The sequence below is a fragment of the Bacillus sp. OK048 genome (assembly GCF_900103525.1).
GTDB lineage: Bacteria > Bacillota > Bacilli > Bacillales > Cytobacillaceae > Neobacillus.
In genome coordinates this window covers 312,958-334,006 of sequence record NZ_FNHN01000001.1, presented here as the reverse complement: position 1 = coordinate 334,006, position 21,049 = coordinate 312,958, and the positions used below count along the sequence as shown (strand labels likewise).

The 21,049-nt window shown below is 36.7% G+C and carries 23 protein-coding genes, 1 tRNA gene, 2 pseudogenes and 1 other annotated feature; of the genes and pseudogenes, 21 read left to right on the top strand and 5 right to left on the bottom strand.

Annotated features, from left to right (window positions below):
* Nucleotides 1–21: 21 nt before the first annotated feature.
* From BLR86_RS01595 to BLR86_RS01580, 4 genes are all read left to right on the top strand, one after another.
* Nucleotides 22–243 (top strand): YneF family protein, encoded by a 222-nt coding sequence (locus BLR86_RS01595; protein ID WP_090757894.1) that lies wholly within the window; start codon nt 22–24, stop codon nt 241–243.
* A 164-nt stretch (nt 244–407) separates the two neighbouring features.
* A complete protein-coding gene (locus tag BLR86_RS01590; RefSeq protein WP_090757893.1) occupies nt 408–905 on the top strand; it encodes a hypothetical protein in 498 nt (165 codons plus the stop codon).
* Nucleotides 906–1,068: 163 nt separating this feature from the next.
* Nucleotides 1,069–2,820, top strand: coding sequence for an ABC transporter ATP-binding protein (locus tag BLR86_RS01585; RefSeq protein ID WP_090757892.1), 1,752 nt, complete (start codon nt 1,069–1,071; stop codon nt 2,818–2,820).
* Nucleotide 2,821: 1 nt separating this feature from the next.
* Nucleotides 2,822–4,615 carry an ABC transporter ATP-binding protein gene (locus BLR86_RS01580; RefSeq protein ID WP_090758229.1) on the top strand — a complete coding sequence of 598 codons (1,794 nt, stop codon included), beginning with the start codon at nt 2,822–2,824 and terminating at the stop codon, nt 4,613–4,615.
* A 283-nt stretch (nt 4,616–4,898) separates the two neighbouring features.
* Here BLR86_RS01580 and BLR86_RS01570 read toward each other — a convergent pair whose 3' ends face one another.
* The gene (locus tag BLR86_RS01570) at nt 4,899–5,078 is read right to left on the bottom strand and encodes an aspartyl-phosphate phosphatase Spo0E family protein (protein ID WP_090757890.1); all 180 of its coding nucleotides are present in this window, start codon (nt 5,076–5,078) and stop codon (nt 4,899–4,901) included.
* A gap of 279 nt (nt 5,079–5,357) precedes the next feature.
* On the opposite strand from BLR86_RS01570, the gene BLR86_RS01565 reads away from it, so the two are divergent.
* Both BLR86_RS01565 and BLR86_RS01560 read left to right on the top strand, forming a co-directional pair.
* A complete protein-coding gene (locus BLR86_RS01565) occupies nt 5,358–6,065 on the top strand; it encodes a cytochrome c biogenesis CcdA family protein (RefSeq protein WP_090757889.1) in 708 nt (235 codons plus the stop codon).
* Between the two features lie 108 nt (nt 6,066–6,173).
* Nucleotides 6,174–6,659: a CcdC family protein gene (locus BLR86_RS01560; protein ID WP_090757888.1), complete on the top strand. Its 486-nt coding sequence runs from the start codon at nt 6,174–6,176 to the stop codon at nt 6,657–6,659.
* A gap of 390 nt (nt 6,660–7,049) precedes the next feature.
* Here the strand turns inward: BLR86_RS01560 and BLR86_RS01555 are convergent, their stop codons facing one another.
* Nucleotides 7,050–7,478, bottom strand: coding sequence for a DUF2621 domain-containing protein (locus BLR86_RS01555; protein WP_090757887.1), 429 nt, complete (start codon nt 7,476–7,478; stop codon nt 7,050–7,052).
* Between the two features lie 217 nt (nt 7,479–7,695).
* Here BLR86_RS01555 and BLR86_RS25885 point away from each other — a divergent pair.
* The 8 genes and pseudogenes from BLR86_RS25885 to BLR86_RS01535 form a co-directional block, all read left to right on the top strand.
* Nucleotides 7,696–7,792, top strand: a tRNA-Sec gene (locus tag BLR86_RS25885).
* A 137-nt stretch (nt 7,793–7,929) separates the two neighbouring features.
* A complete protein-coding gene (locus BLR86_RS01550; protein ID WP_090757886.1) occupies nt 7,930–8,181 on the top strand; it encodes a hypothetical protein in 252 nt (83 codons plus the stop codon).
* 655 nt (nt 8,182–8,836) lie between these two features.
* Nucleotides 8,837–8,983: an FbpB family small basic protein gene (locus BLR86_RS25565; RefSeq protein WP_139185554.1), complete on the top strand. Its 147-nt coding sequence runs from the start codon at nt 8,837–8,839 to the stop codon at nt 8,981–8,983.
* Nucleotides 8,984–9,005: 22 nt separating this feature from the next.
* Entirely contained in the window at nt 9,006–9,953 is a 948-nt protein-coding gene (locus tag BLR86_RS01545; RefSeq protein WP_090757885.1) for an MBL fold metallo-hydrolase, read from the top strand.
* Between the two features lie 106 nt (nt 9,954–10,059).
* Nucleotides 10,060–10,269 (top strand): thiolase family protein, encoded by a 210-nt coding sequence (locus BLR86_RS26565; protein ID WP_368086746.1) that lies wholly within the window; start codon nt 10,060–10,062, stop codon nt 10,267–10,269.
* A gap of 49 nt (nt 10,270–10,318) precedes the next feature.
* Entirely contained in the window at nt 10,319–10,459 is a 141-nt protein-coding gene (locus BLR86_RS26560) for a hypothetical protein (protein ID WP_254782201.1), read from the top strand.
* 14 nt (nt 10,460–10,473) lie between these two features.
* Nucleotides 10,474–10,620 carry a thiolase family protein gene (locus BLR86_RS26555; RefSeq protein WP_368086745.1) on the top strand — a complete coding sequence of 49 codons (147 nt, stop codon included), beginning with the start codon at nt 10,474–10,476 and terminating at the stop codon, nt 10,618–10,620.
* Between the two features lie 215 nt (nt 10,621–10,835).
* Nucleotides 10,836–11,075, top strand: a binding site (T-box leader).
* A 106-nt stretch (nt 11,076–11,181) separates the two neighbouring features.
* Nucleotides 11,182–11,556, top strand: a pseudogene (locus BLR86_RS01535) (2-isopropylmalate synthase); the annotation flags it as partial.
* An 84-nt stretch (nt 11,557–11,640) separates the two neighbouring features.
* Here the strand turns inward: BLR86_RS01535 and BLR86_RS01530 are convergent.
* The 3 genes from BLR86_RS01530 to BLR86_RS01520 form a co-directional block, all read right to left on the bottom strand.
* Nucleotides 11,641–12,504, bottom strand: a complete 864-nt coding sequence (locus BLR86_RS01530; RefSeq protein ID WP_090757884.1) for a hydroxymethylglutaryl-CoA lyase — start codon at nt 12,502–12,504, stop codon at nt 11,641–11,643.
* 221 nt (nt 12,505–12,725) lie between these two features.
* A complete protein-coding gene (locus tag BLR86_RS01525) occupies nt 12,726–13,883 on the bottom strand; it encodes an acyl-CoA dehydrogenase family protein (protein ID WP_090757883.1) in 1,158 nt (385 codons plus the stop codon).
* 75 nt (nt 13,884–13,958) lie between these two features.
* A complete protein-coding gene (locus tag BLR86_RS01520; RefSeq protein ID WP_090757882.1) occupies nt 13,959–14,741 on the bottom strand; it encodes an enoyl-CoA hydratase/isomerase family protein in 783 nt (260 codons plus the stop codon).
* Nucleotides 14,742–15,025: 284 nt separating this feature from the next.
* Between BLR86_RS01520 and BLR86_RS01515 the strand changes: the two are divergent.
* The 7 genes and pseudogenes from BLR86_RS01515 to BLR86_RS01485 all read left to right on the top strand — a co-directional run.
* Nucleotides 15,026–15,665 (top strand): annotated as a pseudogene (locus BLR86_RS01515) (hypothetical protein); the annotation flags it as partial.
* 172 nt (nt 15,666–15,837) lie between these two features.
* Nucleotides 15,838–16,830, top strand: a complete 993-nt coding sequence (locus BLR86_RS01510; protein WP_090757881.1) for an MBL fold metallo-hydrolase — start codon at nt 15,838–15,840, stop codon at nt 16,828–16,830.
* Nucleotides 16,831–17,110: 280 nt separating this feature from the next.
* A complete protein-coding gene (locus tag BLR86_RS26360) occupies nt 17,111–17,254 on the top strand; it encodes a hypothetical protein (protein ID WP_217642350.1) in 144 nt (47 codons plus the stop codon).
* A gap of 11 nt (nt 17,255–17,265) precedes the next feature.
* Entirely contained in the window at nt 17,266–17,469 is a 204-nt protein-coding gene (locus BLR86_RS01500) for an AMP-binding enzyme (protein ID WP_254782200.1), read from the top strand.
* Nucleotides 17,470–17,965: 496 nt separating this feature from the next.
* Nucleotides 17,966–18,862, top strand: coding sequence for a LysR family transcriptional regulator (locus BLR86_RS01495; protein ID WP_090757878.1), 897 nt, complete (start codon nt 17,966–17,968; stop codon nt 18,860–18,862).
* Nucleotides 18,863–19,752: 890 nt separating this feature from the next.
* Nucleotides 19,753–20,637 (top strand): HpcH/HpaI aldolase/citrate lyase family protein, encoded by an 885-nt coding sequence (locus BLR86_RS01490; protein ID WP_090757877.1) that lies wholly within the window; start codon nt 19,753–19,755, stop codon nt 20,635–20,637.
* Nucleotides 20,638–20,690: 53 nt separating this feature from the next.
* On the top strand, nt 20,691–21,049 hold a 359-nt coding region (locus tag BLR86_RS01485; RefSeq protein ID WP_090757876.1), incomplete at its 3' end, for a MaoC family dehydratase.

Sequence of the window (21,049 nt, the reverse complement as noted above, 5' to 3'; positions counted from 1 at the left end):
CAACATGAAGGAGGAAGTTTAATGAGTACAGGTTTATGGATTCTAGTTGTTATACTAGCATTAGCAGCTGGTGTGGCTCTAGGATTTTTCATTGCTCGTAAATATATGATGAGCTATTTAAAGAAAAATCCACCAATCAATGAACAAATGTTAAAAATGATGATGATGCAAATGGGTATGAAGCCTTCTCAAAAGAAGATCAACCAGATGATGTCTGCTATGAATAAACAGCAAGGCAAATAAATATGACCGAAAACCACTTTTATCTATTGAAGAAAAAGTGGTTTTTTTGTGTAGAAAGGTAAGTTTTTTGAAAAATCTTATTATGTTTTTCTATTGAAAAATAGGATAATTAGGTCCATACTAGTTACGCTAAGATTAAGAACATAGATAAAGGAGCAATACGCATGAAAAAAGTTTTATCAGTTATTTTAGTATTACTTTTCGCTTTAACGGCATGTGGTACACAGGACAAGGAAGAAGCGAAGCCAACCCCTAAAGAAACGAAAACAGAAGAGGGAACAAACGCTGCGAAAGATAGTGAAACGAAAAAAGAGCTAACAGCAGAGGATCAAAAGTTCACTACTTTAATGGTAGAAAAAAATTATGAAGCTGTTTTACAAGATACAATAACGTTAAAGACGGAAGAACAAAAGAATTTCTATTACCTAGCATCAGCTTTTATCAAAAATAGTGAAATTCAAGCAAAGTCATATGTGGATCCTACCACAAATGAGACGGACTTATATGCAGCAAAAACGGATTATTCGGTTGTTGTAAATTATTTAAATCGAGCAAAATATGTACCTAATGAAATCAAAGCTGAAGTAGATGAATTACGAAAAGTATCAGAAGAAAAAGCTGCCTATTATATGGAAGAACTTGAAAAACAGACAGCAAAATAATCCATACCTTTTTGGAAAAGCACTCATATCAATGGGTGCTTTTTCTATGCAGGTAATAAGTGTCTAAATCTTTATTATTTTATTAATTTTTGGTAAAATAAATCTTCAGGTGTGATGGAATGATTTTTTAAAATAATAATGAGTTTTTTCGGGGGAACGACAAATGAAAGTATTTTTAGAGTTAGGGTGGTTTTTTAAACAAGAGAAAAAAGCATACCTATCAGGAATTTTTATCTTGCTGTTTGTGGCAATGCTTCAACTTGTCCCACCAAAGGTGATTGGAGTGATTGCCGACCATATTAACGACGGTACACTCACAAAAAGCTTACTGTTTGAATGGATGGCCATTTTAGTGGGTGCAGGTCTTGGAATGTATGTCTTAAGGTATTTTTGGAGGATTATGATATTTGGTTCGGCCGTAAAGCTTAGCAGACAGCTAAGGAATCGCTTATACCAACACTTTACCAACATGTCTCCATCGTTTTATCAAAAAAGAAGAACTGGCGATTTAATGGCACATGCGACAAATGATTTAAGTGCCATCCAACAGACGGCTGGAGCGGGGGTCTTAACATTAGTGGATTCACTTTCTACTGGTGGGATGGTAATCCTCGCAATGGCTCTTACCATCAGTTGGAAATTAACTTTGATTTGCTTGATCCCCATGCCTTTTATGGCAGTCCTTACCAATTGGTTTGGTACCATGCTGCATCGTACCTTTCACAAAGCGCAAGAAGCCTTTTCTGACTTGAATGATAAAACACAGGAAAGTATTTCTGGTATTAAGGTAATTAAAACGTTTGGACAGGAAAAAGAAGATATTGAGGATTTTAGAAAGCAATCAGAAGATGTCGTTCAAAAAAATATCGTGGTGGCAAAGATTGATTCACTTTATGATCCTACGATTTCTATTATCGTGGGAATCTCGTTTTTCTTGGCCATCACCTTTGGTTCTAAATACGTTTTAGCTGGGGAATTAAGCATTGGTGAATTAATTTCCTTCACCACCTATTTAGGACTATTAATTTGGCCGATGTTGGCATTTGGCTGGTTGTTTAATATCGTAGAACGTGGTCGTGCTTCCTATGATCGTGTTGCTGGATTGCTACGAGAAAAATCTGATATCACAGACAAAAGTGATGCTTTAGACGTGGTACCTAGCGGTGGTATCCACTATGCGATAGAGAGATTCACTTTCCCTGGTGAAAAGGAGCCAATGTTAAAGGAAATCTCATTTTCGATTAATAGAGGAGAAACACTCGGGATTGTTGGAAAAACAGGTACTGGAAAAACAACGCTGCTAAAGCTGCTTATTCGTGAATTTGAGGACTATCAGGGTGGGATTTCCTTCGGCGGTCATCAACTGCAAGAATATAAGCTCGAGAAATTACGAGAGGCCATTGGGTATGTTCCACAGGATCATTTCTTATTTTCGGCGACAATTGCTGAGAATATCGCCTTTACTAATCCGAAGGCTCCTAGGGAAGAAATCTATAATGCTGCGAAATTAGCCTATATTCACGAGGATATCCTTCAATTTACTGAGGGGTACGAAACACTTGTCGGCGAACGGGGCGTTTCCTTATCTGGCGGTCAGAAACAGAGGATTTCAATCGCACGTGCACTGTTGATGAATCCGGAAGTGTTAGTCCTGGATGATTCACTATCAGCCGTTGATGCAAAAACAGAGGAAGCGATTCTTTCCTCGTTAAGAAAAAATCGTGAAGGAAAAACAACGATTATTACTTCGCACCGCTTAAGTGCCATCCAACACGCAAACGTAATTCTTGTGCTTGATAATGGAGGGGTCATTGAGAGAGGAACACATGAAGAGTTGATGGCATCGGGTGGTTGGTATAAGGAAATGTATTTACGTCAGCAGCTAGAGGAGTTGGTAGAGCATGGAGGACATTAAAATGGATGATACCGCAAAGCTGTCTGAAAAAGAGCAAAGAAATGTTCTATATCGCCTGCTCTCCTATACGAAACCACATAAAAAGACATTAATCCTAGCGTTCAGTCTGCTGGTGTTAACCACTTTAGGGGAATTAGCAGGACCGATGTTAGTGAAAATCTTTATTGATGATTACTTAACACCGGGGAACTTAGTAGTTGAACCATTGGTGATTCTTGGGGCGAGCTTTCTTGGAATTCAAATCATTAAATCGGTTCTGATGTTTTTTCAATTAGTGAAGTTTCAGGAGATTGCCTTAAAAATCATTCAACAGCTTCGAATTGATATTTTTTCAAAGGTACAGTCACTAGGGTTGAAGTATTTTGATCAAACGCCGGCAGGAAGTATTGTTTCACGGGTGACAAACGATACCGAGGCGATTAAAGATATGTTTGTTACCGTCCTTTCGACCTTTATCCAAAGTGGATTTTTACTGACAGGTATTTTTATAACTATGTTTATTCTAGATGTTAAACTGGCGCTGTTCTGCCTTATTTTTATCCCGTTAATTCTCCTCGTCATGAGTTTGTATCGGAAATTTAGTTCTCGTTTCTATTTAGATATGCGGGAAAGATTAAGCCAATTAAATGCAAAGCTTAGTGAATCCATTCAGGGAATGAGCATTATTCAGGTATTCCGCCAAGAAAAAAGACTTCGCCAGGAATTCGAAGACATCAATGAAAAGCACTTTAATTCGGGAATGAAGAATATAAAGATTGATGGCTTATTGCTTCGCCCAGCGGTTGACTTAATTTTCATTTTAGGTTTAATCATTGTATTAAATTATTTTGGTATCACCTCATTAGACAGCCCAGTTGAAATCGGTGTTTTATACGCCTTTGTTAACTACTTAGAACGTTTTTTTGAACCGGTGAACAATATGATGATGAGATTATCCCTATACCAACAGGCGATTGTGGCAGGTGCAAGAGTATTCAGGATTCTCGATAAAGAAGAATTGGCACCTGGACAAAGAGAAGATAGTGCACGATCAATTGAAGAGGGTAGAATTGAATTTAAAAATTTAACTTTTTCCTATGATGGACAGCGAGATGTACTAAAGAATATATCCTTTACTGCCCATCCTGGCGAAACCGTTGCACTCGTTGGACATACGGGGAGTGGGAAAAGCTCGATCATCAATTTATTAATGCGGTTTTATGAGTATGAGAAGGGCGATATCTTAATTGATGGCCAATCGATTCGCCATTATTCCAAAGATGAACTACGAGAAAAAATGGGGCTTGTCCTCCAAGATCCGTTTTTGTTTTATGGGACCGTAAGAGACAATATCACGCTGCATAATCATCATTTAACAGATGAGCAAGTGGAGGATGCTGCGCGATTTGTTCAAGCGCATACGTTTATTGAAAAACTGGAAGATTCCTATAATCATAAAGTGGTGGAGAGAGGTTCTACTTTTTCAAGTGGTCAGCGGCAATTAATTGCGTTTGCAAGGACGATTGCAGCGAATCCAAAAATTCTCGTCCTTGATGAGGCTACTGCCAATATCGATACAGAAACAGAAGAAGCCATTCAAACAGCCCTTGAGAAAATGAGGAAAGGGCGTACGACAATTGCCATCGCCCACCGGTTATCGACAATCCAGGATGCAAACTTAATTCTCGTCTTGCACCAGGGGGAAATTGTAGAAAGAGGCACACACCAAGAGCTATTAGCACTTGGGGGACTATACCATAAAATGTTCCTATTACAAAATGGAGCAGTCGAGCGCTTAGAGGATGCTATGCATTAAGAAAAGCGGAAGCACCCTGGTCAGCGGCGTATGGCCTCCTCGTAAAAGCTAACGCTTTTCCTTCGTGCGAAGCTTTTGCTGCCGGAGCGTTCCTTGTGGAGCGCTCCAACCAAGATAAAGGAAACACGAAGAGCCGTAGGCGATTCGATGTTGACTTATCGAAGGGCGGAGAGCGAAGGACACTAGCCGCTAGGGTGCTGAAGCTGGACAGTATTCTAAGTTCAAGAACGTATACTTTCTTCATCTATAATAAAAATCCTGGCAATCTGCCAGGATTTTTGAGTTAGAGACTCGCCACTTGGCGAGCTTTCTTTATATACTTTCGATTATATTCATTTAAAAGATGGTCTAATTCCTGACTATAGCGAATAGCAATGGAGGAAGTCAGGCCGTTTGTGACCGCGACTTGGATTAATTCAGCACGCTTTTTTTCAATAAGTGTAATGTGGTCTTGTTTGATCACAGCCGTGGTCCTTTCCGGAGAAACTCCAATAATAGAAAACAAAACATTGATAGGAAATTCGCTACCAATGTTTTACTAGTATAACCTAAAATGGGATTAAATACAAAGTTTTTGTAAGAAAATATCCAGATAAAGTAGGAAAATGGTAGAATCACTGAATGTTTCATAGCGTTAATTTTAATAATCTTCTAGAGACACAAAATATTCATGTTAACCATTATCTTTTAGGGGAATGTTTTGTTAAAATGAAACAGTATCGACTATACTGGGAGTGTTATTATGACGGATGTAAATATATTTTTAGCCCTAGGCGCTGGGTTTTTAAGTTTTATCTCACCATGCTGTTTACCGCTCTACCCTGCATTTCTTTCTTATATCACCGGGATGTCTGTAGGGGAACTGAAAACTGAAAATGCCATGCTACAGAAGCGCAGTCTATTACATACTATCTTTTTCCTTATTGGATTTTCAGCAATTTTCATTGCCATAGGCTTTGGGACATCGTTTGTTGGCCGCTTTTTCATGGAGTACAAAGATTTAATCCGTCAGCTTGGCGCAATCTTCATTGTTCTCTTTGGATTAATCATTGTCGGTATTTTTAAACCAGAATTTCTGATGAAGGATCGCCGTTTAGAATTTAAACATAGACCTTCAGGCTTTATTGGGTCTATACTAATTGGAATGGCTTTTGCTGCTGGATGGACTCCATGTACGGGTCCAATTCTAACTTCGGTTATTTTACTTGCTGCATCTAATCCTGGATCAGGTGTTTTATACATGACTGCCTACTCACTTGGATTCGCAATTCCGTTCTTAATTCTATCCTTTTTTGTTGGTAGAATGAAATGGATCCGCAAAAATAGTGGGAAAATTGTTAAAATCGGTGGCTGGATCATGATTGTCATGGGCTTTGTTCTCTTCTTTGACTGGATGACAAAAATCATCACGATTTTCTCTGGTATGTTTGGCGGCTTTACAGGTTTCTAATACCTGTAAACATTAAAATTTATAATTATGCATGGAATTATTATAGTAAAATCTGAATTTCTCATTTTGTATTTCGAATTCTTAATTAGGAAATAGGGGTTGTAACCTATGAACTTCGTTGTTGTTTCTTCAATAGGAGCGGTTTTTATGGGGATACTTGCTTTATTTGTCCGCATGAAAGCTGCAAAGAAACCTACAAATGCATTAAAGATCATTCTGCCTCCGGTTTTTATGTCGAGCGGGGCATTAATGTATGTGGTACCACAATTTCGATTAACTGCACTAGAAATAGGTGAGGTAATAATGGTGGGGATGCTTTTTTCCATCTTGCTTATAAAAACCTCTAAATTTGAAATACGTGATAATGACATATATCTGAAACGCTCGAAAGCATTTATTTATATTTTAGTTGGATTACTAGTCGTTAGACTTGGCTTAAAATCCATTTTAAGCACCACGATTGATTTTGGTGAACTAAGCGGAATGTTCTTCCTACTTGCGTTTAGTATGATTGTCCCTTGGCGGATTGCGATGTATTTGGATTATAAAAAGCTATATAAGCAGCTTCATGGCATTTCACGTATGGAACACTGATTCTTTTTGGATCGGTGTTTTTTTATGGGATTTTGTTGGTGGGTTGGGGTTATGAAGAAAATTTGGGAAAAATGTCAGGATATAGTGGATGATGACCAATAGTAAACAAATAATTTGTTGAATTTGTCATCATGAAGGAGATGATGACAAAAAAGTACGGGATCATTCCAGGAAAATTGTCATCATGAAGGTGATGATGACCAAATGTACGGAATTATGCCAGAGAAAAGGTCATCATAAACGCGATGATGATCAAAAGCCCGAACTAAATTCTAGAAATTGTCATCATGAATCTAATGAAGACCACACGGTCATACGGATTTAAGGAAAAGCACTCATTTTGCAAAACTGTTATTGGAATGGATAATAAAAAACCGCCAAATAGACGGTTTAGAATAAGTGCTCGTAAGGAGCCACATCAATACGGTTTTCAAAAAGCTTTTTTCGTAAAAATTTATGATCTCTTTTTGGCGTTGCCTGGATATAACCGCGGATGACGAGGTCTTCAGTAATTACAGATACCTTTTCATTAAGTGCTAGCTCGCCGATCTTCCCGGCTATTTTATGCCTGGCAACATCACGGAAAAGCTCTGGAACAGGACTGACCAAATCTTCTAGAAGTGTTTTTTCTTCCTCACTCCATAGATGACGCGTTTGATTCACATAGTATTCTTCCCAGTCCATCACAGATTTGCCATCTTCTTTGGGCATTTTCTTTAAGAACTTACGGAACATAAAAAATCCGCCAATCGCCATAGCACCAGCAAAGGCAAAAATCCATAGTAAAATAAACCAGAGAAACCAACCCGTTAGCTGCATTAATATCACCTACATATTACTATTTTCATCTACTTATTATAGTCTGTAATCAAGGTAAAAGACAAGTAATCGCTTTATTTACTAGGTGGAATCTTCATCTATAGGGGATGCAAAAGTTGTCGAAAAAATGACAAAAGGGCCAACTCTATTGATAAATACTATATTCCATTGTAATATGATTACAAATAGTAGTTACCTTTTTTAAGATAATAATTACGGGGCTGAATGGGGTACTGGTGTCCTCCACAGTCTTCAAAACTGCTTGAGACCTGCGTGCCAGGTCTGGTGAGTTCGATTCTCACACAGTCCCGCCAAATTAACATTTTCAATCCTTTACATAATTTTTCACCCCCACAGTCTTTTGTTCATTTTGAACGAAACTGTGTGAGACCGTGAAGCCAAAACTGTGTGTGTTCAGAGCCTTCAAATATTAAATTTGGAGGTTTTTTGTATGCGTAAAGGAATGAGAAAACACGGAAGAGTTGCTTCAACGAGAAAGGTCACAGAGTCGTTCACAATGGTTGAAATGTTTGAAAGGTTCATGTGGTTCAAGAATAATGAAGGTTTAGCTCCAAGAACGATTGAGGAATACAAGATTCATTTTCAATGGCTATGTAATTACTTTCAAAAGGACTTGTCACGGGTAGAAATGACAACTGAAGCCTTCCTTGATTGGATTAACTTCATGGTGGGTCGAATTTAAAAATGTCTAAATTTTAGGGTACCAATTATCCCTATTTACCAAGTGTAAAAATTTTTTGAAAATTTTTAGGTTTTCTAATAATAAACATTTACATAGTCCTTTTTCTAGGACATTCTAGATTATTAATAGAGAGGGTGTGGAAATTCGATAAATTTGTAAGCCTTTACTTTATAAGTGCAATTGGAGACGAAGCTTTACCCAAAGGTGTAATCTAAGAAATTAAAGTAATTGATTTGAAAATGCGATGTGCTGTGGCGCATGGGGCGGAATAAAAGGCTATTCCGCACTAACGAAGTAGAGAGGGTTGGATTCATTTTGAAAAAGGTTCACAGTATTAACTCTGTGTTCCTTTTATTTTTTATACCAATTAGATATGATCACCGTATTTTCATTCCCGGCGTTTGTACCACAGTTGGCCCTAGGGATGGATTCAAAATGAACAAAAATACAGTCTGTTAGTTAGTAATGAGTTTGATTCATATTTTTTGTGTGCATCAGGTAGATGTAATTTTACATCAAAGTAATGATTTATCGCATTAATATTCAGAATAATTTAAATAAGATAGAGAGTTTACTCTCTTTTTATTTTGGCACAATTATTGCATTGAATTAAATAAGAAATTTTTTTAACTGGAATTATGAAAGGGAGGGTAATATGGTTAGATTAAAAAGGAAACCCAGCAATTTTAATCAATTGGTATTAGAAAATATTATAGAAATTAAGAGAGACAAGAATTTACTCCAACAGATTGAAACAAAAATTGAAAATAAATATTTAAAAGAAAAAAAGCAAATTCGTTAATTTTAGAGAGGTGTCGCTTGAAATGTTGAATAAAATTACGGATAAAGTATATCAAGTTAAAATTCCATTTCCGATGGGTATGAATGAAGTCAATTGTTATTTAATTAAAGGTCAAAACGGTTATACAATTATCGATACGGGTTTTAACACCGAGGAAGCCAAGGCGGTGTGGACAAAAATTTTATCGGATGATACACCTGTGGAAAAGGTCGTTCTGACACATGCACATCCGGATCATGGGGGATTAGCAGGGTGGTTTAAAGAGCAGTTTGGTGCGTCTGTATTATTGTCTAGAAGAAGTTTTATTGAGTTAAAAAAAATCCAGTCCTATTTTTTAAATTCGAACCTGAATCCGATATTTTCGTTTTTACGAATGCATGGAGGACCCAAGGTCCCTGTAAAAGTTTTTCAGCGTAGCCTGGAGGATTACGACTTTGAGCCCGACATCTTGTTCGAAGACCATTCGAAAATTCAGGCTGGAGATCTCGTACTTGAAAGCATATGGACCCCGGGTCATACTCCTGATCACTTTTGTTTTTATAACCAAGAGCAGCAAATTTTGTTTGTTGGGGATCATGTAGTAAATTCTTTTAATACAATTGTCCTAACAGAACAAGAAGGAGAAAATTCCTTAAATGATTATTTTGAGTCCTTGAAGAGTATTGAAAATAAATCCGTATTGTACGTTATGGCAGGTCATGGAGAACTGATTGGCAATCTTGCTAATCGAATTGCCGAAATAAGGGCTAATTATATTAAAAAATGGCAGCAGATTCAAGGCTTAATTCCTAAAGAAGGAATTACTGCATATGAAATTTCTCAAAATGTCTATGGCAATAAAGAAATAACGGATCGCTACAGTGCAGCTCCATTTTTACAAACGATTACAAATCTAACTTATATGGAATCTACTGGTTTCATTAAGAAGGAAGAGCGGCAAGGTACAGTCTATTTTTACTGTGATAGCTAAAGGGAGGGAAAGGTATGGAAAACGTAGTTATTGTATCTGAGGTTAGAACTGCAATCGGAAAGTTCGGCGGGTCACTAAAAGAAGTAAACTTAGAAATCGTGCAGCTATAGTTATTAAAGAGGCGATACGAAGATCTGTCATATCAAATGAAATGGTAGATGAAGTGGTTATGGGTGAAGTAAAACAAGCCACAGAGTCTTTGAATGTGGCTAGAGTAGCCGCGATTCGTGCCGGCATTCCTGATAGTGCAACAGCTTTTACCATCAATCGCCTATGCGGTTTCGGTATGCAAGCGGTAGCCTCAGGCGTGCAATAATTAAATTACAAAGCAGGCAGAAATAATTGTTGCGGGTGGTGTAGAAAACATGAGCAGTGCACCTATGTATCTACGTAATTCAAGGTTTGGAGAAGGAAACCCGTATATAATAGATTCCAATTTGGAAAACGGCCAACAGCCAATGGAAACTTGGTGCGACATTGGAATGGGAATGACGGCTGATACGTAGCGGAGAGATATGGAATTTCAAGGGAGGAGCAGGACCTTTTTGCTCTGGCAAGCCAACAAAAAGCAGCAGCGGCGATTAAAGAAGGAAAAGACAAAGATGAGATTATTCCAGTTGAAGTAAAAATGAAGAAAGATACCTTTCTTTTATTTAAACCTTTCTAATAGAATGTTACATTTTTAAATTTATATTGTAACTGTTCTAGAAAATCAGTGTGAGCAACGGCAAGTAATTCCTCAGCCCTTGTTTTCCAATTGAATGAATTGAATATTAGAGTTATTTTAAAGTCTACAGTAATCTATATTTTCAGTAGATTCAATATTGACAAATGGAGTTTTTGGATATAACTTCATGTTTAATTAAATATTTAATTGAATATTAATAAGAAACGATTGGAAATAGTAAAAGGATTCATAAACTTGTCAGAGAGCAGATGGTTGGTGAGAATCGGTAGTTATAACCTTTGAACTCATCCGAGAGCTACTCCCTGAACGTGAACAGTAGGGGGTGTCGGTTTCTACCGTTATGAAGATAGGTGGAGATTGCCACCGAAAATGAGTGGGTTAATATTATTATTAATCAATTATAGTGGTACCGCGAGCAATGCCTCGTCTCTATATTTTTTAGAGACGGGGCTTTTTTATTTCTTAAATAAATTAACAAATATAAATGAAAAGGTGGTTATTAGGATGAAAAATATTGATTAGTATTCTAGAGGGTACTTTATGCACCCGGTGCAAAGCTTTAAATGGACAGAGAAGGGGTATATTACAGAAGCTCCTCCCTGGTGTAGTGTGGATCTTCGCGATGGAAATCTGGCTTTGATTGTGCCGATGAGTCTAGGGGAAAAGTTAGAATATTTTCAGTTGCTTTTACAAGTGGGTTTCAAGGAAATCGAAGTAGGTTTTCCAGCTTCTTCGGAAACCGAATTTGTTTCTATACGTAGATTAATTGAAGAGAATTTGATTCCGGATGATGTAACAATTCAAGTTTTAACACAGTCAAGAGAACATATTATCAAAAAAACATTTGAAGCATTGCAGGGTGCGAATAAGGAAGTGGTGCACTTGTACAATTCCACATCTGTGGCACAACGGAAAAGGTCAGGAGTATGTTACTCCTGACCTTGTTCTTAAAAAATGATACAAAGTTACCATTTAAGTAAACATTAACAATGCTAATTTTTATTTAACACGACTTGATAGTGATTTTGCATATGGAACAATTTTATTTATTTTTTCCATACTTACACCCGTTTCCACTCCCATTTCAGAGAGCATTAGAGCAATATCCTCTGTCGCCAGGTTACCTGTTGCTCCAGGTGAAAACGGACAACCGCCAAGCCCACCGATTGAACTATCATACTTGTCAATTCCGGCATTCATCGCAGCTAACGTGTTCGCAAGTGCCATTTTTCTTGTATCATGGAAATGGCCAACAAAGACTGCGTCCTGATAAAGATTTTTTAATTTGGAAAATTTTTCATAGACTATTTTGGGGTTGGCCATCCCATTTGTATCACCAACATCAATTTCGTCTGCCTCTAACTCTACGAAACGTTTGCAAACATAATCCAGCTCTTCAAATGAAACTTCACCTTGGTAAGGGCAAGAGAAGGACATAGAGATGTAAGCTCTTGTAAAGATTCCGTGTTTTTTCGCAATCTCGAACATCTTTTCAGTTTCTAAAAGAGACTCATCAGTCGATTTATTAATATTTTTTTTGTTGAAAGCTGTACTCGCACCTATAAATACAGCGATTTGAGGTACTTTGGCTTCAATTGCACGTTCAAGTGCTTTTAGATTTGGTGTTAATGCTATATACGTAATCCCAAGTTCATTACAATATTGGCTAATTTCATTTGCATCAGCCATTTGTGGAACCCATTTCGGGCTTACAAAAGCAGCCGTTTCCATACGCGTGATTCCAGTCTCGGAAAGTTGACGAATCAATTCCTTCTTCGATTCGGTTGAAATAGGTTCCGGTTCATTTTGTAATCCATCTCTTGGGCCAACTTCAATAATTTCAACGTTACGTGGAATAAACAAGGTGCACCTCCAAATTAGAAAGTTTTTATTCTTAAAATTTATAAAAAGCGAAAGCAGCCACTATTGGCTGGGGTAAGCCTGCGGCTTCTGTTGGGCGAACATAAAAATTGGGGGGAGTTTCTAGGTGCTCTCGCTTAATTTATATTAAGTGATTCAGTTTACTAAGTATTAAGGGTACTACTATTTACTTTAAAAAGATTGATAATCTCTTAGTATCTTTATTAGTAAGATCTAGGTAGACCTAAAACATGCTCTGCAACAAAGGATAAAATGAGATTAGTAGAAATAGGTGCTACTTGATATAATCTAGTTTCTCTAAATTTCCGCTCTACATCATATTCTTCAGCAAAACCGAAGCCGCCGTGTGTTTGAAGAGCAACGTTTGCAGCCTCCCATGAAGCATCTGCGCAAAGTAGTTTAGCCATATTTGCTTCTTTTCCACATGGTTTTCCTTCGGAAAATAATTTTGCTGCTTTATCTCTCATTAAGGTTGCAGCTTCCAAGTTGATAAAAGCTTTTGCAATAGGGAATTGAATACCTTGGTTTTGTCCGATTGGGCGTTTGAAGACAACTCGGTCATTTGCATACTTTGTAGCACGGTCAATAAACCAATAACCATCTCCAATACATTCAGATGCAATTAAGATGCGCTCTGGATTCATTGAGTCTAAAATATAGCGGAAGCCTTTTCCTTCCTCACCGATTAAGTTTTCTACAGGTACTTCCAAATCTTCGATGAAAAGTTCTGTAGATGCATGGTTCATCATTGTTCGAATTGGACGGATTGTAATACCATTTCCAACTGCTTCCTTAAGATCAACTAATAGTACGGATAAACCTTCTGTTTTCTTTTGTACTTGATCAAGTGGTGTTGTGCGACAAAGAAGAAGCATAAGATCTGAGTGCTCAGCACGTGAGATAAATACTTTTTGGCCATTTACGATATATTTGTCGCCTTTTCGTACAGCTGTTGTTTTTAATTGAGTAGTATCTGTACCAGTGCTAGGCTCAGTCACGCCAAACGCCTGTAATCGTAAAGAGCCATCTGCAATTTTAGGTAAATATTTTTTCTTTTGCTCTACTGATCCATGATTTAATATAGTTTCCATCGTGTACATTTGGGCATGACATGCACCGGCATTACCACCTGAGCGATTAATCTCTTCTAATATAATTGCGGCCTCTACGATTGATAGTCCCGATCCGCCATATTCCTCTGGAATTAATGCAGCTAAAAAGCCTGCTTTTGACAATTCATCTACAAATTCTGTAGGATATGAATTTGTTGCATCTAATTTTCTCCAATATTCATCTGGGTAATTTTTGCAAAAAAATTTTACACTTTTACGTAGTTCATCATGTAATTCATTAGTACTCATTTTATAACTCTCCTCCAATATAAAATTATGTGATTTAATCAAAGATAATTGCCAAGTTATACATTTCGATAAAACTTATCTTCCGACAAATACAGGTGGACGTTTTTCAACAAAGGCTCTTACACCTTCTAAGCGATCTTCAGTATTGATACAACGGTTGTAGAAAACGATTTCTTGCTCCCTGGCTTGACTTTCTTCCATTTTGTATAAAGCGTCAATAGCCTTTTTTATCGTCTGAACAGCTATGGGAGCATTTTTTGCCAGGGATTCAGCAAGTTTTGTCGCTTCTTCTAGCAAATGATCAGTAGTTGTTAATCGATTTAATAAACCTGCTTGATTACCTTCAATTGCAGAAACCATCTTTCCAGTACAGATCCATTCCTTTGCTAAATGTACTCCAATCCTTTTTGAAAGAAGGCGTGTCCCACCACAACCTGGCATAATACCACGTGTTGCTTCAGCAAGACCGAAAGTGGAAGTTTTTGTAGCAATGATAAAATCACAATTGAGCGCCATCTCAAAACCGCCGGCTACAGCATACCCATCAATTGCGGCGATCGTTGGCTGTGGTAAATCGAAAATGGCATAGAATGCCTCTTCAAATAGTTTATGTTGTTCCTTCCACTCTTCTTCCGTCATACCATTTCGTTCTATTAAATCAGCACCTGAACAAAATGCCTTTGAATTAGTAGATGAAACGATCACCACTCTTGCATGTGATTTTGCTAGGTTTTGAAATGTCTCAAGAATTTCTCTAGCCATTTCAGTGTTAAATGCATTTCTCATTTCAGGGCGATCTAATTGAACATTAACAATAGCTCCCTCCGGTCCTATTCTATCAATCTTTAAATATCCCATCTTCCCACTCCCTTTTAAAGTCGAAATATTTTTGCATTTCTTTCATTTTATTATAACGATGGTCCTATCAAATAAACAAAGCAAATAACACATCAATTTGATGTAAAATATGCATAAATTTATTGTCATAAAGCATGTTACAATGAGAACATCCATAAAAGGACTTTTAGATCCAACCTATAAGTTGGAAAGAAAATTAATATAGTAAAATACTATATTAATTTTTTAGAATCTTCGAAATAGAATATAATTAATAAGGGGACGTGTTTTTATGAACAAAAGAGATAGATCAATACGGGACAGCCAAAATTCTTTCAACTTATTTAAAAGATCAAAATGCTGATATTATTCTAGCTGGTAATGTAACGGTTGATGGCGGCGAGGTAGTTGCTGCATTAATTGGAGAAAAAATTGTTGAAGAAGCTCAAAAGATGATTCAATATGGGGCAGATCGTGTTGTTAAAGTAGAACATTCTGATTTGCAAGTTTATACAACAGATGCATATCAACAAGCATTGCTTCAAGTGCTTGATGTAGAAAAACCGGCAGGTATAGTGATGGGACATACTGCCCAAGGTAAAGATGTAGCCCCAAGAATCGCAGTTAAATTAGAGGCTGGTTTAGTTTCTGATGCGGTAAATTTAGAAATGGATGGAGAAGAAGCAGTTTTCACAGTTCCAATTTACGCAGGGAAAACATTTGAAAAAATGAAAGTCAAAGGCCTTGTTTTGGCGACGATTCGTCCAAATAATATCGAGCCACTTGAGAAAGATGAATCACGATCTGGTGATGTCCCAAATGTTCAGGTTCAAATCAAGGCGACCTTTTTATTGCAATTGGTATCTCAGGTGCCATCCAGCATTTAGCAGGGATGTCGAACTCAAGGGTATCGTTGCAATCAATAAGGATCCGGAAGCGGTTGTCCGTTTTGCTTAACAATGATCAGCGACGGTACAAAAGCAAAAGAAGTGGAAGACCGAGTTGCAACATAGGATATCGTTGATATTTCATAATTTGTTCCCAGTTCTGTTTAGGGGAAAAGAGCTAACCTAAACAGGATTGGATCTTTTTCTAAACGAGGATTGGAGAATTAAAAATGCAAAAATTAATAGAAGAAGTATACCCCAATATATACAAACTTTCCTTAGACATACCTGTTCCCCTTAAAGCTATTAACATTTATTTTATTAAAGGGCAGGATGGTTGGAGTATAGTGGATTGCGGTTTTCATAATCAACAAAGTGAAAAAACCTGGTATAAAGTCTTTGAAGAATTACGTATTGATTACAATGATATATCAAAAATTATTGTTACTCATTTTCATCCTGATCACTATGGGGCTGCAGGCTGGCTCCAAGAAATAACCGGAGCCCCAGTACTGTTGCTTGATAAAGAGAAAAAAACTATAGAGCGAAATTGGCTTGATAAATCTTATCCATCAAAGTTAAAGCAATTTTTTATGGAATATGGTATGCCGGAAAAAGCTGTGTTGGATCTTGATAATCATTATAAAAGTAGTTATTTAAACATCACACCACATCCCAAAGATATTACACTATTATCAAATGGGGATGAAATCCAATTGGGAGATTACCGTTTTAAAACGATTTGGTCCCCGGGGCATACTGAGGGTTTAATGACATTTTGGTGTGAGGAGGAAGCTGTTTTTATTTCAAATGACCTTGTTTTGCCCGAAATTACTCCTAATATTTCATTCCTTGCCAACTCTGCTGCCAACCCATTAAGTGATTTCTTTTTTTCTTTAAGAAGTATTCGAAGTCTTCCGGCGGCTATAACATTACCTGGACATAGGCAATTAATTACCAACCTTGAAAAAAGAGTGGATGAGATAATTGATCACCATGGTCATAGGCTAGAACTGGTTAAAACTATCTTAATGAATAAACAAGAAGGAACCAACAATTGCATATCAGCTTTGGATATATCAATGGAATTGTTTGGACATTTACCTGAGTCGATCATAGTTCGATTTGCGTTTCCTGAAACATTGTCCCATTTGGAATATCTAGTACAAAATGGTGAAATAAAGAAACTCTACGTTAATAATAAGTACTATTATTATAAATAAACCATTTTATAAACAAATGTTGTGAGTTGTTAGAGGTGATTGTAACAATGACATTTTTCGATACTCTTACTTCAGGAACATAAGGAAAGCCAAAAGGTGCCATGCTCACCCGTAAAAATATCGTCCATCTTGCAATTGTTACAGCCCATTAAATAAAGTGCGATTGTTGATGGGGTTGGAGAATTAATTTGCCGCAGCTTTGGACTTATGAAAAGATATTATGCTATGCCTGAAAAAACAAGAGAAGTTATTTAGAGATGGCTGGGTTTATTCAGGGGACTTGGCTACTACTGATGAAGCAGGGTATATCCGCATAATTGGTGGGAAAAATGAAGTGATTAAAAAAGGGGCCTACAATATTTTTCCACAAGAGAAATTTTCCTCACTCATCTTAATGTTGCTGGTGTTGCGATTATCGGATTAAAAGATTTACTATTGGGCGACATACCTTGTGCCTGTATTAGACTTTGTACGGGATCAAAGATTTCCAAAGAAGAACTAAAAGATTTTATTAAAAATAAAATCGAGGACTATAAGGTTCCGGATAAGATTATTTTCATGGAGCAATTTCCGAGAACATCCACTGTGAAAATAAGAAAAATAGATTTGTATAGTCACATTAAAAATGTAATACTTTAAAAAATTACAAAATCCCGAATCTTAGTGTCTAGCTGTCGAACTAAGATTCTTTTATTTACATCACAGCTTAAATTAAAGAAGGGAGAGGGGTACCGATGCACGTTTATAAGCGGTAAAAAAGGATGCGATTAAGGGATAATTAATGATGATGACAAAACCATACCTTAAGGTGAAAGATTTCACCAGGAAGATCTGCAGTTTAAAAGTCGATAAAAATGGCACTGTTATTGATCCCACGGACAAACCATCAATTACGTTTACATCTGTAAACTCCTCTAAAGAAATGCTACTTGCTTAGTTGCTTCCATCTTAATATAAGAAATCACGGATTCTTATTTTACTCCCCTTCTTTTCCAACCTAATTTCTAATAGCAAAACAGTAAGCCCGACTTTTTTAAGGTGTTGAATTTTCTTTAAAATTTAATTTTGGCACGTTATTTGCATAAATAAATAGTGATAACTAATTAATATATTAAAAAGAACCTGGGGGAAGAAAATGGATATCATACAATTACATTACTTTATCGTTGCTGCTGAGCAGGAACATATGACAAAGGCTTCTGAGATTCTATCCTTATCTCAATCCGCTTTAAGTCGTTCCATTACATCACTAGAAAGTGAGTTGGGTGTCCCTTTATTCGATAGAAAAAATAGAAAAATCTTATTAAACAGATACGGTAAAGCTTTTTTAGAGGATGCAAAAAAAATTGTAAACCAAGTAGAAATCTCAAAAGAAAACTTAAAAGAACTTGTACATCCCAATGCTGGAAATATTGCCATTTCATTTGTGCATAGCCTTGGATTACACTATATTCCCACGTTACTTATAGATTTTCAAAAGACGAATCCTGGTCATTCTATAACATTAAGAGAAGATAACGCAGAGGTAATTGTAAATGATTTATTAACCAATGAAATTGATTTTGGCTTTGCAACACAATTTAAGTCATTTTCCGATTTAGCCTATCACCCAATTTTCAAAGAAAAAATTGTATTAATTACCTCGTTGGATCATCATTTTGTAAATAAGAAAAGTATTAAAATGAGCGACCTAACGAACGAGGACTTTATTCATTACAATTCTGATACTGAACTAAGAAAATTAATAGATACACATTTTTCAGAAAAAAATATAAACTTAAATATTGCATATGATGGATTAGAAATTAATAGTATTATCGGTTTAGTTGCAGCAAACATGGGGGTTGCACTTGCTCCTGATTCAGTTATCCAAAATGTCAGTCATGTTGCGAGGATCCCGATTTCCGATTTTAATGTTTGGAGAACAATCTATTTAATTCATAAAAAAGAGGGTTTTATTTCAAAAGCTGCACTCTATTTCAAAGATTTCATGTTATCATACCATGGAGAAAATTGTAATAAAGCGATCTAAAAAGCTGATGAATCCTTTGATTCTTATACAGTTTACACACGTTAATTGATTTATAGATAGGAAGAAAGTAAGCACGAGTTGTGGTAATTAAAAAACTACAGTCGTGCTTATTTATTATTATAACAAGCAACATTTCTAACAAACAAAGCAAATAACACATCAATTTAATGTAAAAGATGCATAAATAGCAGGAATCGATGGCTATTCAGTTGGTTCAATTCTCCCGTATGTATCTAATCGTTTCTTTCTTCAATCTCTTTCTTATTATTTCCTAACCGTTTATCTGTCAAATTCCAGTAATTCTAGCTATCTCACTTTATTTAGGTGATGAACCAATTTCTGCATTATTAATGTAACTTTACATTAGATTAAATGGAGTATTGCATTTTTTGTATGAATATTTCAAAAAATTGTAGTGAAAATGGAGCTTTATAATTTGGCACGTTTATTGCAAAAGAATTAAGTAGTTAGTGAAATTATTAAAAATAGTAAGGAGAGTGAACCCTTTGATTGAATATGTAGAAACCTAAGGGAAATTTCAAGGAGGTGATAGCTTGCATCTATATGATTTTACATATGACACCATTCATTTGTAGGAAGCTGGATTAAGACTAAATCCTCTTTAGGAAAACTTCACTATCATGCGAAAATACATCAAAAATGTAAAAAAACATTAAATTTAAATTTCTCGATAGTAGTAAATTAGGTTTCTATTAGTAATATTTGTTGGCATGAATTTTGCATTAATAAATGTTAGAGGAAAAAGTTAAATGGAGTCGGGTAATCAAGAATGAAAGCGCTTTGAGTTTACTAGTTTAAAAAGTCTAGTAATATCGTAACCTTGAACCCAAAATACTTCGAAACTGAAACACTGAAAGGGGAAATGAAAAATGAAACCGATTCGCTCAATGTTATTTATACCAGCAAACAAGCGTGACTGGATTCTAAAAGCGAAAAAATATCAAGCAGATGCTTTAATTTTAGATTTGGAGGATGCGGTACCTCCTAATCAGAAACAAGAAGCAAGGCAGATTATCAAGGAGTGCTTTAGCACACTTAAGGAACAAAACCAATGTGTCTATGTACGAATTAACGATCTTGAAACAGATTTGTACAATGCTGATTTGGAGGCAATAACTGATGAGCACCTCGATGGTGTAGTGATACCTAAGGCAGATTCTGTAGAGCAGATAAAGAAAGTAGACACCATCCTGTCGTTCTTAGAGGAGAGGCGGGGACTCCAACAGGGTAAGATTGAGATTATTCCACTTTTAGAAACGGCCGCAGGAATTCGAGACTGTTACGATATTTGTAAAGCATCCAACAGGGTAAAGGCGGTATTCGCAGGTAACGCAAAGGGAGGAGACATCCAACGTAACGTCGGATTTGTTTGGACGAAAGAAGGTACAGAAACGCTATATTTGCGATCAAAGAGGGTGCTTGATATAAGGGCGGCTGGTCTTAAGGGTGTCATCGGAGGAGTATGGACTGAGATTGATGATTTCGAAGGATTTCGGGAGGATGCACTTTTTAGCAAGCAACTCGGTTTCACCGGATGCATGACAATCTATCCCACACATGTCCCAGTTTTGAACGAAATCTTCTCCCCATCCCGTGAAGAAATTGAATTCTCACAGGGAATAATCGAAGCGATGAAGAAGGCCGAGGCAGAAGGAACATCAGCAGTACGTTATCGAGATACTTTCATTGACATCGCCCACTTGAAGACTGCCCAGGAAGTGGTAGAAAGAGCCCGTATTTTCGGCATGATATAAAATTGATCAAATTAATTAAAGAGAATGCATATTGAAAAAGGAGAGAGTTATATATGGCTGGATTATACTATGAAGAATACGAAATCGGACAAGTTTTTAAACATGAAACAGGACGCACGATTTATGACTATGACAATGTCTTGTTCTCTACCCTTACCATGAACCCGGCACCATTGCATCTGGATGCAGAATATGCTGCCAAGTCACAGTACGGAAAACCTTTAGTAAACAGCTTATTTACCCTTGGAACAGCGATGGGACTTACTGTCAACGATACGACCCTGGGAACAACAGTCGGAAATCTTGGTTTTGAATACGTTAAGTTTACGAATCCTGTCTTCCCTGGTGACACGATTTATGTGGAGACAGAAGTCATCAATAAACGTGAATCCAAATCAAGACCAAACGATGG

What these genes read in the sequence shown, in the direction of transcription:
- BLR86_RS01565 (WP_090757889.1), top strand. Translation starts at nt 5,358, where the DNA reads ATGACGGATGTAAATATATTTTTAGCCCTAGGCGCTGGGTTTTTAAGT.
- BLR86_RS01510 (WP_090757881.1), top strand. Translation starts at nt 15,838, where the DNA reads ATGCAAAAATTAATAGAAGAAGTATACCCCAATATATACAAACTTTCC.
- BLR86_RS25565 (WP_139185554.1), top strand. Translation starts at nt 8,837, where the DNA reads ATGGTTAGATTAAAAAGGAAACCCAGCAATTTTAATCAATTGGTATTA.
- BLR86_RS01580 (WP_090758229.1), top strand. Translation starts at nt 2,822, where the DNA reads ATGGATGATACCGCAAAGCTGTCTGAAAAAGAGCAAAGAAATGTTCTA.
- BLR86_RS01590 (WP_090757893.1), top strand. Translation starts at nt 408, where the DNA reads ATGAAAAAAGTTTTATCAGTTATTTTAGTATTACTTTTCGCTTTAACG.
- BLR86_RS01555 (WP_090757887.1), bottom strand. Translation starts at nt 7,478, where the DNA reads ATGCAGCTAACGGGTTGGTTTCTCTGGTTTATTTTACTATGGATTTTT.
- BLR86_RS01525 (WP_090757883.1), bottom strand. Translation starts at nt 13,883, where the DNA reads ATGAGTACTAATGAATTACATGATGAACTACGTAAAAGTGTAAAATTT.
- BLR86_RS26560 (WP_254782201.1), top strand. Translation starts at nt 10,319, where the DNA reads ATGAGCAGTGCACCTATGTATCTACGTAATTCAAGGTTTGGAGAAGGA.
- BLR86_RS01585 (WP_090757892.1), top strand. Translation starts at nt 1,069, where the DNA reads ATGAAAGTATTTTTAGAGTTAGGGTGGTTTTTTAAACAAGAGAAAAAA.
- BLR86_RS01545 (WP_090757885.1), top strand. Translation starts at nt 9,006, where the DNA reads ATGTTGAATAAAATTACGGATAAAGTATATCAAGTTAAAATTCCATTT.
- BLR86_RS01550 (WP_090757886.1), top strand. Translation starts at nt 7,930, where the DNA reads ATGCGTAAAGGAATGAGAAAACACGGAAGAGTTGCTTCAACGAGAAAG.
- BLR86_RS01595 (WP_090757894.1), top strand. Translation starts at nt 22, where the DNA reads ATGAGTACAGGTTTATGGATTCTAGTTGTTATACTAGCATTAGCAGCT.
- BLR86_RS01490 (WP_090757877.1), top strand. Translation starts at nt 19,753, where the DNA reads ATGAAACCGATTCGCTCAATGTTATTTATACCAGCAAACAAGCGTGAC.
- BLR86_RS01560 (WP_090757888.1), top strand. Translation starts at nt 6,174, where the DNA reads ATGAACTTCGTTGTTGTTTCTTCAATAGGAGCGGTTTTTATGGGGATA.
- BLR86_RS01520 (WP_090757882.1), bottom strand. Translation starts at nt 14,741, where the DNA reads ATGGGATATTTAAAGATTGATAGAATAGGACCGGAGGGAGCTATTGTT.
- BLR86_RS01495 (WP_090757878.1), top strand. Translation starts at nt 17,966, where the DNA reads ATGGATATCATACAATTACATTACTTTATCGTTGCTGCTGAGCAGGAA.